Source organism: Aeromonas sp. 25-AL00135 (assembly GCF_054052385.1).
Window position 1 is genome coordinate 77,355 of record NZ_JBSTYQ010000012.1, and the last position, 16,578, is coordinate 93,932.

A 16,578-nucleotide genomic window follows, 5' to 3' on the forward strand; every position below is an offset into this window, starting at 1 on the left:
GGGGGGCTAGCCTACCCGAAGGCGCCGGGGCGCCCAACCCGGCGCGTGACGAAGAGAGGGCGAGCCCTTATTCCACTTCGTTGTCGCAGCGGCCCTGGCTCTCGATGGCGCGGATATTGCCGAGGGTGGTATCGGCGATGGCGTGCAACGCCTCGCGGGTCAGGAACGCCTGATGGCCGGTGAACAGCACGTTGTGGCAGGCAGACAGGCGGCGGAACACGTCATCGGTGATCACTTCGTTGGACTTGTCGGAGAAGAAGAGATCCTCTTCCTCTTCGTAGACGTCCAGCCCCAGAGCACCGATACGGGAGGTCTTGAGCGCCTCGATGGCGGCGTTGGAGTCGAGCAGGCCGCCACGGCTGGTGTTGATGATCATCACCCCGTCCTTCATCTTGGCAAATGCCTCCTTGTTCAACAGGTGGTAGTTCTCTTTGAACAGCGGGCAGTGCAGGCTGATGATATCGGATTGGCGGAACAGGGTATCGAGATCCACGTACTCGGCTCCCAGCTCGATGGCTGCCGGATTCTGGTAAGGATCGTTGACCAGCAGGCGAACCCCGAAGCCCTTGAGGATGCGCAGAGCGGCCAGACCGATCTTGCCGGTACCGATGACGCCAACGGTCTTGCCATGCATGTTGAAGCCGACCAGCCCTTCCAGCGAGAAGTTGGCGTCGCGGGTGCGCTGATAAGCCTTATGGATGCGGCGGTTGAGGCACATCATCATGCCGACAGCATGCTCGGCGGTTGCCTCGGGGGAGTAGGCGGGTACTCGCACCACTTTCAGCCCCAGCTCTTTGGCAGCCGCCAGATCCACGTTGTTGTAACCGGCGCAGCGCAGGGCAATCACCTGGGTGCCGTTGGCAGCCAGTTCGGTCAATACCTCGCGGTCAGCATCGTCATTGACGAACAGACACACCACCGGGAAGCCGTGAGCCAGTCGGGCCGTTTTGGCCTCCAGCCGCACATCGAAAAACTCCAGGTCGAAGCCGTACTGGCTGTTGGCCTGGTTGAAATGCTCTTTGTCATAGCTCTTGGTACTGAATACGGCGACTTTCATGGTATGTGCTCCGCAGCGTGTGTGTCGTCAAATTACAACAAAATGGGTCAGCTATCACCGGACAAACCGGCTGGTTATTGTCCCCACGGCATAATGGGAACGGCGCTGACTGCACTCTTGTACGAACCATCCACCAGTTTGGTGCTGTAGGTCAGGTAAACCAGTGCATTGCGTTTCTTGTCGTAAAAACGCACCACTTTCTGCTCCTTGAACACCAGTGAAGTGCTGACATCGAACACCTCTTCTCCCGCCTTCAGCTTTTCGGGCAGGGTGATGGGGCCGATCTGGTGGCACGACAGGGAGGCGTGGGAGGGATCTTCCGCCAGTCCCAGCCCGCCTTTTACACCACCGGTCTTGGGGCGCGCCAGATAGCAGGCGACGCCGTCGATGCGCGGGTCGTCGAACGCCTCCACCAGGATCTTGTGGTTGGGGCCAAACAGCTTGAAGGCGGTGCTCACTTCACCGACCGGGTCGGCCTTGTCGGCCAGCGCCGGGTCAGCAAACAGGGCCCCCAGCAGCAGGGGCAGGGCGCGGCGCAGGGCGTTATGTCGCGTGTGGTTATGTGTCATGGTCTCTCCTGTTGGCCCGGCACTCCTCAATAGGGAATGCCCAGGCGACGATAGAGGCTGGCAAGCACCCAGGCGGGGCCTATCAGCAGAAATTGCAGGTCGGCGAGGAAGGAGGGGCGCTTGCCCTCGATCTTGTGGCCGACAAACTGGGCTATCCAGAGCAGCACGAACGCTGCCACGGCGGGCCACAACAGCGGCCCCTGCCATTGGTGGCAGAAGGCCAGCCCGAGCGCGGTCAGCCCGGCCATCCCCGCGAACAGCGAAAACGACAGCTGCAGATAGAACAGCAGCACCGGAATGGCTGCCACTGCCGCCCAGTTGAGGGGCTCTGGCAAGGGCCCGTGTGGCAGACACCAGAGCAGCGCCAGCGAGCAGAGATAGATGCCCGGCACCGCCAGTTTGTGGATGGCGACGTTTATCGGATGGCGATGGCTCTGGCCGTACTGCGCAAACCACTCCTGGATTCCTTTCATGGCACCTCCCTGGCGCACTGTGTTCTCGCTGCCTGACCTTCGTGGTCAGGCGCTCGGGATGCTTATCCCTGCGGTGGATACTCCCAATATTGGGCCGGAATGGATTTTAGCAACGAGGTCATATCCGGATTGGGCAGGGCGATGGTGACCCGCTGATCGAGGTTGGCGCTGGCGAGCGCTTCGCGGATCTTGGGGTTGTCATTGAAGAACTTCATAAAACTGCCATCGGCATAGGCCCGCTCCAGCCCGGTCTGAATCGCCTTGGCCAGCTTGGGGTATTCGGGGCTGACGAAGAAGAACTGGGCGAAGGGGTAGCGGATCAGCAGATGCTGCTCGATAGCGAGGTTGGGATACTGCGCCACCAGCTCGCTGCGCTCGGCGAAGATCTCCACCAGGGCGCGCGGGAAGAAATCGATCTTGTCGCCGTCGTTGATAAGGCGAAACAGGCTGCTGTATCGGCCGGAGAAGGTCGGGATGCCCGCATTTTCCAGAATTTTGTTATCGGCCCAACCGACCCCTTGCGCCGCCTTCAGCTGTTTGAGGTCGGCCAGGGTATTGATCTGGTTGAACTTCTCTTGGGCATCCGCGTGGATGAACGACAGCCGCAATCCTTCCAGCCCGCGAAACAGCGGAATGGGGACGGCAATCAGGGAGGATTCGAGTGTGCTGGAGGTACCCATCCAGAAGACGTTGATGGTCTTTCCCTTGCTCAGCTGCTGCTGGAGGGTGAACTGGTTGAGATCGAGTTCGACAGGCTGGATGCGAAAGGGTTGCCCGGAGCGGGTCAGGGCCAGTTCCAGCAGCTTGTACTGGTACTCCTGGTCAAGATTGTTGACGGGACGGCTGGGGACCTTGACCGTCAGAACCTGTGCTTGTGCCAGCAGTGGCAGGCACAAACACAGCTTGATGAGCCATTTCACTCTCTGTTCTCCTGTAGATTCCGGAAGGTGTCCGGAGTCTAACAGAACTTGTCACCATCTTGCTGCGAGGCGTTGTGCAAGGTTTGAGCGCGGGGCCCTGCCTTGCTGGCGTCTGTTGCACCAGAATGGTGACGGTTCTTCGAAGAATCAGGCGACGCGACGGAACACGTGGGTATCGTTAAATTCCTTGGTGCTCTGGCATTCGACGCAGAAACGGGATTCCGGACGGGCATGCAGCCGCTTGAGGGAGATCTCGTCACCGCAAGATTCGCAGTAACCAAAATCCCCTTCGCTGATGCGCTTCAATGCGCCCCGCAGCTTGCGCAGGTGCAGCTTGTCGTGCTCGATGCGGTTCAGCTCCAGACGGCGGGCTTCCTCGATACTGGCACGGTCAATTTCATCAGCCATCTCGTTGGTGTCGGTGGCGATGGCCTGGCTGGCCTGGGAGTTCAGGCGCTCTTCGAGCTCGACGATCTGTCGCTCGATCTGCCCCTTGTAAAAGGCCAGTTGGTCTTCAGTCATGAAATCACACATACGATTAACTACCAGTCAGTTTACTAACCCAATTATCCCTGTTTATGGGGGCTGTCTGCCTACAGACCAAGCCCTTGTATCCCGATTTGCACCTGTTTCATGCAAGAGAGTGCAAATCAGGGCGGGCCTTGTACCAAAAAAATGCAGCCAAGCAAAGCAAATAGGATAAGGATTGTGCGCCCTTGCAAAAAAATGGCCCGTTCCTGCGGGGGATTGGTCGGGATCTGGCGCCAGCCTCACCCTCTGTTGGCATCGCCTTTGCAGCGATGAGAAGGGTGGGCTTCGTACGGATTTGAGTGTTTAGTATTTGGTGCCGCCTTGGTCATTATATGCGCCGTTATTTATAGTTTTTTAAACACGCCCGCTTGACATTGCCCTTGATGGCGGGCTTTTATGGTGATGTTGATTACAATTTTATAACAAGGGTGTTCCATATATTAGACACCCTTGCCAATGGCAACCGTAAAGTCGGGGTTTAACATGGACAGTATCAAAGGCTGGATGGAGAGCAATCGCATCACGGAGGTGGAGTGCCTGTTCCCGGATTTCACCGGCAACGCCCGGGGCAAGATCATCCCAGCCAACAAGTTTTTGCGTGAAGGGGGCATGCGTCTGCCCGAGGTGATTTTCACCCAGACGGTGACCGGCGAATATCCGGATGACGACAGCATGATCGACCCGCTGGAGCGGGACATGCAGCTCTATCCCGACCCCAACACCATCCGTTTTGTCCCCTGGGCGCTGGAGCCCACTGCACAGGTGATCCACGACTGTTTCGACGTCAACGGCAAGCTGATCGACATCGCGCCGCGCTCCGTGCTGCGTCGGGTTCTGTCATTTTACGAGAAGCAGGGCTGGAAGCCGGTGGTGGCGCCCGAGCTGGAATTCTATCTGGTCACCCGCAACGAAGACCCCGACTATCCGCTGGTGCCGCCGGTCGGTCGCAACGGCCGCCCTGAGACCGCCCGCCAGTCGTTCAGTATCGATGCGGTCAACGAGTTCGACCCCATCTTTGAAGACATGTATGACTACTGTGAGGCGCAGGAGCTGGAAGTGGACACCCTGATCCACGAGTCGGGCGCCGCCCAGATGGAGATCAACTTCCTGCATGGTGATGCCATCGATCTGGCGGATCAGGTGTTCCTGTTCAAACGCACCATGCGTGAGGCCGCTCACCGCCACGGCATTTATGCCACCTTTATGGCCAAGCCGATGAGCGATGAACCGGGGTCGGCCATGCACATCCACCAGAGTCTGGAAGATGTGAACGGCTACAACCTGTTCGGTACCCCGAACGGCGGCAACAGCGAACAGTTCATGCACTTCATCGCCGGTTTGCAGAAATACACCCCGGCGGTGACCGCCCTGCTGGCCCCCAACGTCAACTCCTACCGCCGCCTCACCTTTGGCGAGAGCGCGCCGCGCAACGTCCAGTGGGGGGTCGAGAACCGCACTTGTGGCCTGCGGGTGCCCTTCTCCGACCCGAGCGCGCGGCGGGTGGAGAACCGTTTCGCCGGTGCCGATGCCAACCCCTATCTGGCGCTGGCCGCTACTCTGGCCTGTGGCTATCTCGGCATGATGGAGAAGCTGGAGCCGCTGCCGGAGATGAAGTCGAGCGCCTATGACCTGCCCTACAGCCTGCCCCGCTCGCTGGAGGAGGCACTCAGCCATCTCGAACAGTGCGAGCCCATCAAGGAGATGCTGGGGGAGCGCTTCACCCGCGCCTTCGTCGCGGTCAAACGCAAAGAGTACGAGACCTACTTCGGGGTGATCAGTCGCTGGGAGCGGGAGTTCCTGCTGCTGAACGTTTGATCCCCCTGTAACGGGGAGGCCGGAGTCGGCCTCCCCGATCCCTGTATCGAAGAGACCGGAACGCGAGTCAGGTGGCGGCTGCCACCTGTGAGTAGTTGTGGCTGCGAGCATGCAAGCCCGCCTGACTACCCACCTGACTGCTTGACGACTGAATCTTGCTAAATCGAAGGAACCGAGGAGCAACAAATGCAGCAGACAACCCGTGAGTGGCAACAACTGGATGCCAGCCACCACCTGCACCCCTTTACCGACTTTCAGGCCCTGAACAAGAAGGGCTCGCGCATCATTACCAAAGCCAGCGGTGTCTATCTGGAAGATTCCGAGGGCAAACGCATTCTCGACGGCATGGCGGGCCTGTGGTGCGTCAATATGGGCTATGGCCGCCAGGAGCTGGTGGATGCCGCTACCCGCCAGATGCAGCAGTTGCCCTACTACAACCTCTTCTTCCAGACCGCTCACCCGCCGGTGATCGAGCTGGCGACCCTGCTGGCCGAGGTGACGCCAGCCCATCTCAACCACGTCTTCTTCACCGGCTCCGGCTCCGAGTGCAACGACACCGTGCTGCGGATGGTGCGCCACTACTGGGCCAGCAAGGGTCAGCCTGACAAACAGGTGATTATCAGTCGCCATAACGCCTATCACGGCTCCACCGTGGCGGGGGCGAGTCTGGGCGGCATGAAGGGGATGCATGCCCAGGGTGGTCTGCCCATTCCCGGCATAGTGCACATCGATCAGCCCTACCACTTCGGTGAGGGGCAGGGGATGAGCGCCCACGAGTTCGGGCTGGAGCGGGCCCGTCAGCTGGAGCAGAAGATTCTGGAGCTGGGGGTGGACAAGGTGGCTGCCTTTATCGGCGAGCCGATCCAGGGGGCTGGCGGCGTCATCATTCCGCCTGACAGCTACTGGCCGGAGATCCAGCGCATCTGCGATCACTACGGCATCCTGCTGATCGCCGACGAGGTGATCTGCGGCTTTGGCCGCACCGGCCACTGGTTTGCCAGCGAAGGGTTTGGCATCAAGCCGGACCTGATGTGTCTGGCCAAAGGGATCACCTCCGGTTATCTGCCGCTCGGCGCAGTGATGGTCAGTGACCGGGTTGCCAAGGGGCTGCTGGAGGAGGGGGGCGAGTTCAACCACGGCTTCACCTACTCGGGCCATCCGGTCTCCTGCGCCGTGGCGGTGGCCAATATCCAGCTTATGCAGAAAGAGAGCATAGTTAAGCGAGTGCATGATACTATCGGCCCCTATTTGCAGCGCCGCTGGGCGGAGCTGGCCGATCATCCGCTGGTGGGAGAAACCCGTGGCAAAGGATTGGTCGCCGCGCTGGAAATTGTTGAGGACAAGCAGACCAACCGGCGTTTTCCGGCTCAGGCAAATGCGGGGATGACTTGCCGGGAGTTCTGCTTTAACAATGGCTTGGTGATGAGGGCGGTAGGCGATACCATGATCATATCGCCCCCCTTGGTCATCACCGAGGAACAGGTTGATGAATTGGTCGATCTGGCCAGGCGCAGTCTGGATCTGACAGCCGCAAAGCTGAAGGGTTGAGGTGGGTCGGGCAGGTTGGCATGCGCATACAATTTGCTTAGGAGACAAGGATGATGTCTTTCAAAACAGGAGTGATCGCTGCCTCTGTGGCTCTGGTCATGGCAAGTGCCGGAGCAATGGCTGAAGAGAAGGTGCTGCACGTCTACAACTGGAGCGACTACATAGCGCCGGATACCCTGGATAACTTCCAGAAGGAGACGGGGATCAAGGTGGTCTATGACGTGTTCGACAGTAACGAGGTACTGGAAGCCAAGTTGCTGGCGGGTAGTTCGGGCTACGACATCGTGGTGCCATCCAACCCCTTCCTGGCCAAGCAGATCAAGGCGGGCGTGTTCCAGAAACTGGACAAGTCCAAGCTCTCCAACTGGCAAAATATGGATGTCGACCTGCTCAAGGCGCTCGAGCCGAGCGATCCGGGCAACCAGTACTCCATCCCCTACCTGTGGGGCACCATCGGCTATGCCTACAACGCCGAGAAAGTGAAAGCCGTGCTGGGGGCCGATGCCCCGGTCAACTCCTGGGATCTGGTGTTCAAGCCGGAGAACATGGCCAAGTTGAAAGAGTGTGGCGTCTCCTTCCTCGATTCACCGACCGAAATGCTGCCGGCGGCCCTGCAATATCTGGGCTTCAAACCGGATAGCCAGAAACCGGCCGAGCTGAAGAAGGCTGAGGAGCTGTTCCTCTCCATCCGTCCCTATACCGCCTATTTCCACTCCTCCAAGTACATCTCGGATCTGGCCAACGGCAACCTCTGCGTCGCGGTCGGTTACTCCGGTGACTTGCAGCAGTCCAAGGCGCGGGCAGCCGAGGCCAAGAATGGCATCGCGCTCACCTACACCATTCCGAAAGAGGGGGCAGGCAGCTTCTTTGACATGATCGCCATTCCGGCGGATGCCAAGAACGTCGAGGCGGCCCACACCTTCATCAACTACCTGATGAAGCCCGAGGTGATCGCCAATATCACCAACGTGGTGCAGTTCCCGAACGGCAACAAGGCGGCGACCCCGTTGGTGGATGAGGCGATCCGCACCGATCCGGGTATCTACCCTGATGCGGCGACTCTGCAGAAGATCTACACCTTCCCGGATCTGCCGGCCAAGGTGCAGCGTCTGATGACCCGCAGCTGGACCAAGATCAAGTCCGGCAAGTAAGTAACGAATGCCCCTCCCGGTCCGCAGTTCGGCCGGGAGGGTAGTGATGCCATCCATCCGGATGGGCCGCGCGAATGGATGCGCAGACGGTCAACCACTGAAACAGGAGAACTGACACCGTGAATACAACCAGATTGCTAACCATAGCCCTGACCATGGGATTGGCGAATGTGGCCCAGGCTGCCCCTGTGCTGCACTTCTACAACTGGTCTGACTATATCGGTGAGACCACCCTCAGCGACTTCCAGCAGGCGACCGGGATCAAGACCGTCTATGACGTGTTTGACTCCAACGAGACCCTGGAAGGCAAGTTGCTGACGGGGCGGACCGGTTACGATTTGGTGGTGCCCTCCAATAATTTCCTGGCCAAGCAGATCAAGGCGGGAGCCTTCCAGAAACTGGATAAATCCCTGCTGCCCAATCTGGCCAACCTGGATCCCGTGTTGCTCAAGCAGCTCGACAAGGTGGATCCGGGTCATCAGTACGCGGTGCCCTATCTGTGGGGGACCAACGGCATCGGCTACAACGTCGACAAAATCAAGGCGGTGCTGGGAGTCGACAAGATTGACTCCTGGGCCACCATCTTCGAACCGGAAAACATGGCGAAACTCTCTCGCTGCGGAGTCGCCTTCCTCGACTCTGCCGACGAGATGATTCCTGCTGCCCTCAACTACCTCGGGCTCGATCCCAACAGTCATGCGACGGGGGATATCAAGCAGGCCGAGGCGCTGCTGCTCAAGGTGCGGCCCTATGTGGCCTACTTCCACTCCTCCAAATACATCGGCGATCTCGCCAATGGTGACATCTGCGTGGCGGCCGGTTTTTCCGGCGATATCCTGCAAGCCGCTGCCCGCGCCGATGAAGCTGGCAAGGGGGTGAAAATTGCCTACAGCATTCCGAAGGAGGGGGGCAATCTCTGGTTCGACATGATGGCGATCCCGTCCGATGCCACCAATGTCAAAGAGGCGCACGCCCTCATCAACTACGTCCTGCAGCCCGAAGTGATCGCCAAGGTCAGCGACTATGTGGGCTACGCGAATCCCAACTCAAGGGCGGGCGAGTTTATGGATGAGGCGGTGCGCAACAATGAGGAGGTTTATCCCCCTCAGGCCGTGCTGGAGCGACTCTATGTGCAGGAAGCACATCCCCGCTCGGTACAGCGTCTAATCACCCGGAGTTGGACCAAGATCAAGTCCGGTACCTAACCTTGGTGCCCGTTCGGGGGCGCCAAATCGCTTTTATGAATCGGCCGCAAGGCCGGTATCACGTTGGGGAGTTTGGTAATGGCGATAGCCTCCAGTGCCTACAAGAAAGCCCTCGAGGGCAGTCAGCAGCGCAAAGAAGTGCTGGTGAAAATTGATCGGGTAAGCAAGCAGTTCGACGAAACGCTGGCGGTCGATAACGTATCTCTCAATATTCACAAGGGGGAGATTTTCGCCCTGCTCGGTGGCTCCGGTTCCGGCAAATCGACCCTGCTGCGGATGCTGGCCGGTTTCGAACGCCCGACCGAGGGGCGACTGTTCCTCGACGGGGTCGACATCACCGACATGCCCCCCTATGAACGCCCCATCAACATGATGTTCCAGTCCTACGCCCTGTTCCCCCATATGACGGTGGCCCAGAACATCGCTTTCGGCCTCAAGCAGGATGGCCTGCCCAAGGCCGAGATCGATGCCCGGGTGGAGGAGATGCTCAAGCTGGTACAGATGACCCAGTATGCCCGCCGCAAACCGCATCAGCTCTCCGGTGGCCAGCGCCAGCGGGTGGCGTTGGCTCGTTCCCTGGCCAAGCGTCCCAAGTTGCTGCTGCTGGATGAACCCATGGGGGCGCTCGACAAGAAGCTGCGTTCCAAGATGCAGCTGGAGCTGGTTGAGATCATCGAGCGGGTCGGGGTTACCTGCGTCATGGTGACCCACGATCAGGAAGAGGCCATGACCATGGCGGAGCGGATCGCCATCATGCACCTCGGCTGCATCGAGCAGATCGGCAGTCCGATGGATATCTACGAGACCCCGGCCAGTCGGCTGGTGTGCGAGTTCATCGGCAACGTCAACCTGTTTGACGGCCTGCTGGTGGAGGATGAGCAGGACCACGCCACCATCGCCTGCGCCGATCTGGAGCAGCCCATCTATGTGGGCCACGGCATCAGCTCCCGCGCCGAAAACAAGAAGGTGACCTACGCCCTGCGGCCGGAAAAACTGCTGATGAGTCTGCAAAAACCGGAGGAGATCGAGCACCCGGACTTCAACTGGACCAAGGGTGAGGTCTATGACATCGCCTATCTGGGCGGTCACTCGGTTTATCACATCCAGCTGCCCTCGGGCAAAATCGTTCAGGCTTTCATCGCCAATGCCGAACGCCACGGCAAGCGGCCAACCTGGGATGACCAGGTATTCCTCTACTGGGAAGATGACAGCGGCGTGGTGCTGCAATCATGAAGTTCTTGCAACGACTGAAGCGGGTCGGGGGGCGCCGACTGGTGATTGGCATCCCCTTCTTCTGGCTGTTCCTCTTCTTCCTGCTGCCCTTCGTCATCGTGGTGAAGATCAGTTTTGCGGAAGCGGATGTGGCGATCCCGCCCTACACCGACGTGGTGAGCTGGGCCGACAATCAGCTCACCATCCTGCTCAATATGGGCAACTACCTGCTGCTGCAGGAGGATGAGCTCTATATCGCGGCCTATCTGGGCTCCCTCAAAATGGCCTTCGTCAGCACCCTGCTCTGCCTGCTGATCGGCTATCCGATGGCCTACTCCATCGCTCGGGCTAACAAGGAGACCCAGACCGTTCTGCTGCTGCTGATCATGATGCCGACCTGGACCGCCATTCTGATCCGGGTCTATGCGTGGATGGGGATCCTCAGTAACAACGGCCTGCTCAACAGCGTCTTGCTGGGGATCGGGGTGATCGACGAGCCGCTGCAGATCCTCAACACCAACCTGGCGGTCTATATCGGCATCGTTTACTCCTACCTGCCCTTCATGGTGCTGCCGCTCTACGCCAATCTGGTCAAGCATGACCAGAGCCTGCTGGAGGCTGCTTCTGACCTAGGGGCCCGCAACCTGACCCGCTTCTGGCAGATCACGGTACCGCTCTCCAAAAACGGCATCATCGCCGGCTGCATGCTGGTGTTCATTCCGGTGGTAGGGGAGTTCGTTATCCCGGAAATGCTGGGCGGCCCGGAGACCCTGATGATCGGCAAGGTGCTGTGGCAGGAGTTCTTCAACAATCGCGACTGGCCGGTTGCCTCTGCACTGGCGGTAGTGATGCTGGCGGTGCTGATCATTCCGATCATCCTCTTCAACCGTAACCAGGCCAAAGAGCTGGAGGGCAAGGCATGATGAAGCGTTTCGGTTTTGCCAAACTGATGCTCTGGCTGGGGCTGCTGTTTATCTACCTGCCCATGATCATCATGGTGATCTACTCCTTCAACGCCTCCAAGCTGGTGACGGTGTGGGGCGGTTGGTCACTCAAGTGGTACTTCGGCCTGCTCGACAACAAGCAGCTGATCGGGTCTGTGTTCCGCTCGCTGGAGATCGCCTTCTACACCGCGATCGCCGCGGTGGCGCTGGGGACGGTGGCAGCCTTCGTGCTGACTCGAATTCCCCACTTCCGTGGTCGCACCCTGTTCGGTGGCATGGTGACGGCGCCGCTGGTGATGCCCGAGGTGATCACCGGTCTGTCGCTGCTGCTGCTATTCGTGGCGATGGCCCAGCTGGTGGGCTGGCCCGCCGAACGGGGCATGCTGACCATCTGGATCGCCCACACGACCTTCTGTACCGCCTACGTGGCGATCGTGGTGTCGGCGCGGTTGCGGGAGCTGGATCTCTCCATCGAGGAGGCGGCCATGGATCTTGGCGCCAAGCCGTGGAAGGTGTTCTTCCTGATCACCATCCCGATGATCGCCCCCTCGCTGGCCGCAGGCGGCATGATGTCGTTCGCCCTGTCGCTGGATGATCTGGTGCTGGCGAGCTTCGTCTCCGGCCCGGGCTCCACCACCCTGCCGATGGAGGTCTTCTCGGCAGTGCGGCTTGGGGTGAAACCCGAGATCAACGCGGTGGCCAGCCTGATTCTGCTGTCGGTATCGCTCTTTACCTTCGGCAGCTGGTATCTGATGGCCAGGGCGGAGAAGCGCCGTCGCGCCGAGATCGCCATGACCACCCAGATGCAGGCCGTGGTCTGACGCCATGATAAGATCCGCCTACTCTCGTCAACCTGGAGGATGAGTATGCGGATCTCCCTTTTTAGCGGTCGTGGCACCGAGCTGGTGCCCGGTCTCACCAGCGCCATTCACAAGCAACCGATCTCTGCACCAGTTCGCTGTACCTTTGCCGGTCTGGAAGGGGATGAACAGTGTGACCAGCGCCACCACGGTGGCCCGGATCGGGCGCTCCACTACTATCCTGCCGATCACTATCTCTGGTGGCAGACCTGGCAAACCGCACTGGGCTTGCCTGCGCCACGTACACCCTGGCAACCTGCCGCCTTTGGCGAGAACCTCTCCGGTATCGGGCTGACCGAGGCGCAAGCCTGCATTGGCGATGTCTATCGACTCGGCGAGGCGCTGATCCAGATAAGTCAGCCAAGATCTCCCTGCTTCAAGCTCAACCAGCGCTTTGGCTATGGCCAGATGTCGCAGGTGATGCAACTGAATGGCCGTTGTGGCTGGCTGCTGCGGGTGCTGGAGGAGGGCATGATCGCGCCTGACAAGGCCATGGAGCTGGTAGACAGACCCTATCCCGAACTGACGGTGAAGCGCACGGCGGATATCCTGTTCAATCAGGTGCGCAATGAAGCAGATCTGCTGATGTTGCTGGAGAATCCGGCCCTCTCCCCCAACTGGCGCCAGCATGCAGCCGACTGGCTGGAGCATGGCACTGTGGCTGACTGGCAGCGCCGTCTGCTGGGGCCGGCATCCCTGCGCCTGGCCTGACGGCCGGTTGCCGGAATGTCACCAGCTGGCTGCAACCCGGTAAACGGATGAAAAGAGTGCTGAATAGTTGAGCGAACAGCACTTTTTTTCCTGCCAAATGCAAAAAAGGCTTGTGTCGGGTCTGGGCTTTCGGTAAATTCCCGTCCCGCAGACATCGGTGTGTAGCGCAGCTTGGTAGCGCACTTCGTTCGGGACGAAGGGGTCGGAGGTTCGAATCCTCTCACACCGACCAAATTTGAAAAGGCCGCTCAATAGAGCGGCCTTTTTGCATTTATCCTTCCTGTTTTCCCGATTTTCTTTAGCTGCTGACCTGTTACCTGACCAAGTGATCTGACTTGCAGTATGCAGGGTCGAAGCAAGCCCACAGACATTAAAAGGGCCACCGCTCGGTGGCCCATCGGTGGAGTCTGATCCTGACTCCGGCACTCTAGATTGTGGCAATCTCGCTATGGGTCTTGTCTATGGTGCCCTCCTTGCGCGCCAGGCGCTTACTCAGATATGCCAGTGCTGATGCCGCAAAGCCTTGAAACTGTGTTGAGGCAGCAAGGCCGCGTGCTTGGGGTACTCACTAATGAAATGTTCTATTCCCTCCATCAGTTGTGCACGTAATGAAATCACGGGCTCATGCCAGGCTTGCAGGCATAGATGGCCGGGGATCAACTGCTCCTGATAATCTTCCAGCAGCTGTTCTGGCCAGGGTTCAATACCGGAATTGCGTTGCAGCAAATAGTGGGCGGCGGGTTCACGGGCATAAATGAACTGAATTTGGGCCAGATCGCGTTGGCATAGCGTTTGACTGTTGATATGACAGGTCAAATATTTTCCCGTTTTCAGGTCCAGAAAGTGACCGCGTTGCCGACAGGGAACGATGCGATACCAAGGCAGGGGTGAGGAGAGAGAATACCCCTCAAGCTCCTGTTCCAACCAGTGGCGACACTCGGGTGTCTGCACCTCGTCGAGCATGGACTCGAGCTGTGTCAACAAGGCTCTGGATGGTTTGATGGCCAGTTTCGCACTCATCGCCTGCAATCCTCCCTCTGCACACAATCCCGACTATCAGTATGGACCTTGTTCGGCCAGAGGGGGTAAGGAATCTAATGATTAAAAGTAGATTAGCCGCGTGGTTTTTATGCACTAACTTGGTTCAACCCACCAGATAGGTACCAGTGCCGAAGGCGATGTGGGTGCCCTCTTCGTTGTGCAGCTCCATCCGGGCGACGGCCACCTTGCTGCCAGCCCGGATGATGTGGGCGGTGGCGATAAACTCGTTGCCGCGTCCCGGGCGCAGGTAATCCACCCGCAGATCGATAGTGCCTAGGCGGGCGAAGCGCTCCTTGAGATAGCTGGGGGAGAACTCCTCCAGCTCGTCGATGCAGGAGGCGGCGACGATCATGCCGCCCGCCACATCGAGCAGTGTGGCGGTGACGCCGCCGTGCAGGATGTTGTGGAAAGGGTTGCCGATCAGCTTGTCGTCCATCTTGATGCGCAGTTCCACCTTGTCGAAGTCGTAGTGGGTCACCTGCATGCCGATCAGCTTGTTGAACGGCATCTTCTCGGCAAACAGGTTGGCAATGCCACTGAGCGCCATCTTCTTGAGCATCTGTTTCATTCTCTGATCCCAATCCTTGTCATCAAAGCCGAGTAAAAACTCCAGCCAGTCTGCAACAGTTCCTTAACAGTCGCAATGGCAGGTTTATTGTGGGCGGCGGCTGCTTTAGAATGGCGACCCCAAAGGAGAGCCCATGACTGCGATTGCCGAAACCCTGCCAGATCCTCAGCCAGAGAGTCCGCTTGCCCTGCTGCAGGCGGTCTTCGGCTATCAGCAGTTTCGGCCGGGTCAGCTCGAAATCATCGAGCAGATCGTCGCGGGGCGCGATGCGCTGGTGCTCAAGCCCACTGGCGGCGGCAAGTCGCTCTGTTACCAGATCCCGGCACTGCTGCGGCCCGGGCTCGGTGTGGTGGTCTCTCCTCTTATTTCGCTGATGAAGGATCAGGTCGACAGCCTGCGCGCCAACGGCGTAGCGGCGGTCTACATCAACTCGGCCCTCAGTCGGGAGGAGATGATCCAGAACTTTGCCGCCATGCGTCGCGGCGAGATCAAGCTGGTTTATGTCTCCCCCGAGCGCTTGTTGCAGCACGAGTTTATGGATCGACTGGCCGAGCTGCCGCTCGGGCTGTTCGCCATCGACGAGGCGCACTGCGTCTCCCAGTGGGGCCACGATTTCCGGCCTGAGTATGCGGCGCTGGGGCGGCTAAAACAGTGGTTCCCGCAGGTGCCGGTGGTGGCGCTGACCGCCACTGCCGACGAGGCGACCCGCAGCGACATGCTCCACCGTTTGGAGCTCAACGATCCCTTTATTCACACTGCCAGCTTCGATCGCCCCAATATCCGCTACAGCCTGGTGGAGAAGTTCAAGGCGGCCGAGCAGCTGCTGCGTTACGTGCAGAGCCAGAAGGGCAACTGTGGCATCGTCTACTGCTCCAGTCGCAACCGGGTGGAGGAGGTGGCCGAGCGGTTATCCCGCCACGGCTGCAAGGCGGCGCCCTATCATGCGGGGCTGCCGCTCGAGCTGCGCCAGCAGACCCAGGATGCCTTCCTCAAGGATGACATCGAGATAGTGGTGGCGACGGTGGCGTTCGGTATGGGTATCGACAAGCCCAACGTACGCTTCGTGGTGCACTACGACATTCCGAAGAACATCGAATCCTACTATCAGGAGACCGGCCGCGCCGGTCGCGATGGCACCCCCGCCGAGGCGCTGCTGCTCTACGATCCCGCCGATATCGGCCGGGTGCGCCGCCTGCTCGACAACATCGAGAACCCGCAGCAGTTGCAGGTGGAGCAGTACAAGCTCAACGTGATGGCGGCGTTTGCCGAGGCGCAAACCTGCCGCCGTCAGGTGCTGCTCAACTACTTCGGCGAGTACAACGACAAGCCGTGCGGCAACTGCGATATCTGTCTCGATCCGCCCAAGAGCTATGACGGCACTGAAGATGCCCAGAAGGCGCTCTCCTGCGTCTGGCGGGTGGGCCAGAATTTCGGGGTGGGTTATGTGGTGGAGGTGCTGCGCGGGTCGCTGAACCAGCGCATCAAGGATCATGGCCACGATAAGCTGTCGACCTACGGCATCGGCAAGGATCAGAGCCACGAATACTGGATGAGCGTGATCCGCCAGCTGATCCACAAGGGGCTGCTGACCCAGAACATCACTCGCAATCTGGTGCTGCAGTTGACCGAAGCGGCCCGTCCGGTACTGCGTGGCGATGTGAAGCTGGAACTGGCGGTACCCCGCCTGCAGCCTATCTCCAGCCGCAAGGAGAAGCGCAACGGTCTGCTCGATAACGCCAACTACGACAAGCGGTTGTTCAAGGAGTTGCGCGGCCTGCGCAAGCAGATTGCCGAGGACGAAGAGGTGCCGCCCTACGTGGTGTTCAACGATGCGACTCTGGTGGAGATGGCTCAGCTGATGCCGATGACCGAAGACGAGATGCTGGCTATCAACGGTGTCGGGCACCGCAAGCTGGAGCGCTTTGGCGAAGCCTTTATGGATCTGATCATCGACTACTGCCGTCGTTAGGGTC

At 59.4% G+C, this 16,578-nt stretch carries 16 protein-coding genes and 1 tRNA gene; 10 read left to right on the forward strand and 7 right to left on the reverse strand.

Annotation, left to right across the window (positions count from 1 at the left end; translation table 11 throughout):
• Positions 1 to 67: 67 nt before the first annotated feature.
• The 5 genes from ACW5XC_RS12705 to ACW5XC_RS12725 form a co-directional block, all read right to left on the reverse strand.
• Positions 68 to 1,057 carry a 2-hydroxyacid dehydrogenase gene (locus ACW5XC_RS12705; RefSeq protein WP_005340720.1) on the reverse strand — a complete coding sequence of 330 codons (990 nt, stop codon included), beginning with the start codon at positions 1,055 to 1,057 and terminating at the stop codon, positions 68 to 70.
• A 74-nt stretch (positions 1,058 to 1,131) separates the two neighbouring features.
• Positions 1,132 to 1,626, reverse strand: a complete 495-nt coding sequence (locus ACW5XC_RS12710) for a CreA family protein (protein WP_042054253.1) — start codon at positions 1,624 to 1,626, stop codon at positions 1,132 to 1,134.
• 26 nt (positions 1,627 to 1,652) lie between these two features.
• Positions 1,653 to 2,099, reverse strand: coding sequence for an Mpo1 family 2-hydroxy fatty acid dioxygenase (locus tag ACW5XC_RS12715; protein WP_042054252.1), 447 nt, complete (start codon positions 2,097 to 2,099; stop codon positions 1,653 to 1,655).
• 62 nt (positions 2,100 to 2,161) lie between these two features.
• A complete protein-coding gene (locus tag ACW5XC_RS12720) occupies positions 2,162 to 3,019 on the reverse strand; it encodes a type 2 periplasmic-binding domain-containing protein (RefSeq protein WP_042054251.1) in 858 nt (285 codons plus the stop codon).
• Positions 3,020 to 3,166: 147 nt separating this feature from the next.
• Positions 3,167 to 3,553, reverse strand: coding sequence for a TraR/DksA family transcriptional regulator (locus ACW5XC_RS12725; protein ID WP_005356952.1), 387 nt, complete (start codon positions 3,551 to 3,553; stop codon positions 3,167 to 3,169).
• 480 nt (positions 3,554 to 4,033) lie between these two features.
• On the opposite strand from ACW5XC_RS12725, the gene ACW5XC_RS12730 reads away from it, so the two are divergent.
• The 9 genes from ACW5XC_RS12730 (at position 4,034) to ACW5XC_RS12770 (ending at position 13,228) form a co-directional block, all read left to right on the forward strand.
• Positions 4,034 to 5,365 (forward strand): glutamine synthetase family protein, encoded by a 1,332-nt coding sequence (locus ACW5XC_RS12730; RefSeq protein WP_042054250.1) that lies wholly within the window; start codon positions 4,034 to 4,036, stop codon positions 5,363 to 5,365.
• 186 nt (positions 5,366 to 5,551) lie between these two features.
• Positions 5,552 to 6,913, forward strand: coding sequence for an aspartate aminotransferase family protein (locus ACW5XC_RS12735; protein WP_042054249.1), 1,362 nt, complete (start codon positions 5,552 to 5,554; stop codon positions 6,911 to 6,913).
• A gap of 53 nt (positions 6,914 to 6,966) precedes the next feature.
• Complete coding sequence (locus tag ACW5XC_RS12740) at positions 6,967 to 8,064, forward strand: extracellular solute-binding protein (RefSeq protein ID WP_080771396.1); 1,098 nt, start codon at positions 6,967 to 6,969, stop codon at positions 8,062 to 8,064.
• A gap of 119 nt (positions 8,065 to 8,183) precedes the next feature.
• Positions 8,184 to 9,269 (forward strand): polyamine ABC transporter substrate-binding protein, encoded by a 1,086-nt coding sequence (locus ACW5XC_RS12745; RefSeq protein WP_005355476.1) that lies wholly within the window; start codon positions 8,184 to 8,186, stop codon positions 9,267 to 9,269.
• A gap of 78 nt (positions 9,270 to 9,347) precedes the next feature.
• Positions 9,348 to 10,502 (forward strand): polyamine ABC transporter ATP-binding protein, encoded by a 1,155-nt coding sequence (potA, locus tag ACW5XC_RS12750; protein WP_005340704.1) that lies wholly within the window; start codon positions 9,348 to 9,350, stop codon positions 10,500 to 10,502.
• Entirely contained in the window at positions 10,499 to 11,404 is a 906-nt protein-coding gene (locus ACW5XC_RS12755) for an ABC transporter permease subunit (RefSeq protein ID WP_005340703.1), read from the forward strand. The genes potA and ACW5XC_RS12755 overlap by 4 nt, the downstream gene beginning before the upstream one ends.
• The gene (locus tag ACW5XC_RS12760; RefSeq protein WP_005355472.1) at positions 11,401 to 12,246 is read left to right on the forward strand and encodes an ABC transporter permease subunit; all 846 of its coding nucleotides are present in this window, start codon (positions 11,401 to 11,403) and stop codon (positions 12,244 to 12,246) included. The genes ACW5XC_RS12755 and ACW5XC_RS12760 overlap by 4 nt, the downstream gene beginning before the upstream one ends.
• A 45-nt stretch (positions 12,247 to 12,291) precedes the next feature.
• A complete protein-coding gene (locus ACW5XC_RS12765) occupies positions 12,292 to 12,996 on the forward strand; it encodes an MOSC domain-containing protein (protein ID WP_042054247.1) in 705 nt (234 codons plus the stop codon).
• Positions 12,997 to 13,151: 155 nt separating this feature from the next.
• Positions 13,152 to 13,228, forward strand: a tRNA-Pro gene (locus ACW5XC_RS12770).
• Positions 13,229 to 13,488: 260 nt separating this feature from the next.
• Here ACW5XC_RS12770 and ACW5XC_RS12775 read toward each other — a convergent pair.
• Both ACW5XC_RS12775 and ACW5XC_RS12780 read right to left on the reverse strand, forming a co-directional pair.
• Positions 13,489 to 14,016 carry an AbiTii domain-containing protein gene (locus tag ACW5XC_RS12775; protein ID WP_005356927.1) on the reverse strand — a complete coding sequence of 176 codons (528 nt, stop codon included), beginning with the start codon at positions 14,014 to 14,016 and terminating at the stop codon, positions 13,489 to 13,491.
• Between the two features lie 124 nt (positions 14,017 to 14,140).
• Complete coding sequence (locus ACW5XC_RS12780; RefSeq protein WP_042054246.1) at positions 14,141 to 14,605, reverse strand: thioesterase family protein; 465 nt, start codon at positions 14,603 to 14,605, stop codon at positions 14,141 to 14,143.
• A gap of 133 nt (positions 14,606 to 14,738) precedes the next feature.
• Between ACW5XC_RS12780 and recQ the strand changes: the two genes are divergently transcribed.
• Positions 14,739 to 16,574, forward strand: a complete 1,836-nt coding sequence (gene recQ, locus ACW5XC_RS12785) for an ATP-dependent DNA helicase RecQ (protein ID WP_042054245.1) — start codon at positions 14,739 to 14,741, stop codon at positions 16,572 to 16,574.
• Positions 16,575 to 16,578: the final 4 nt, after the last annotated feature.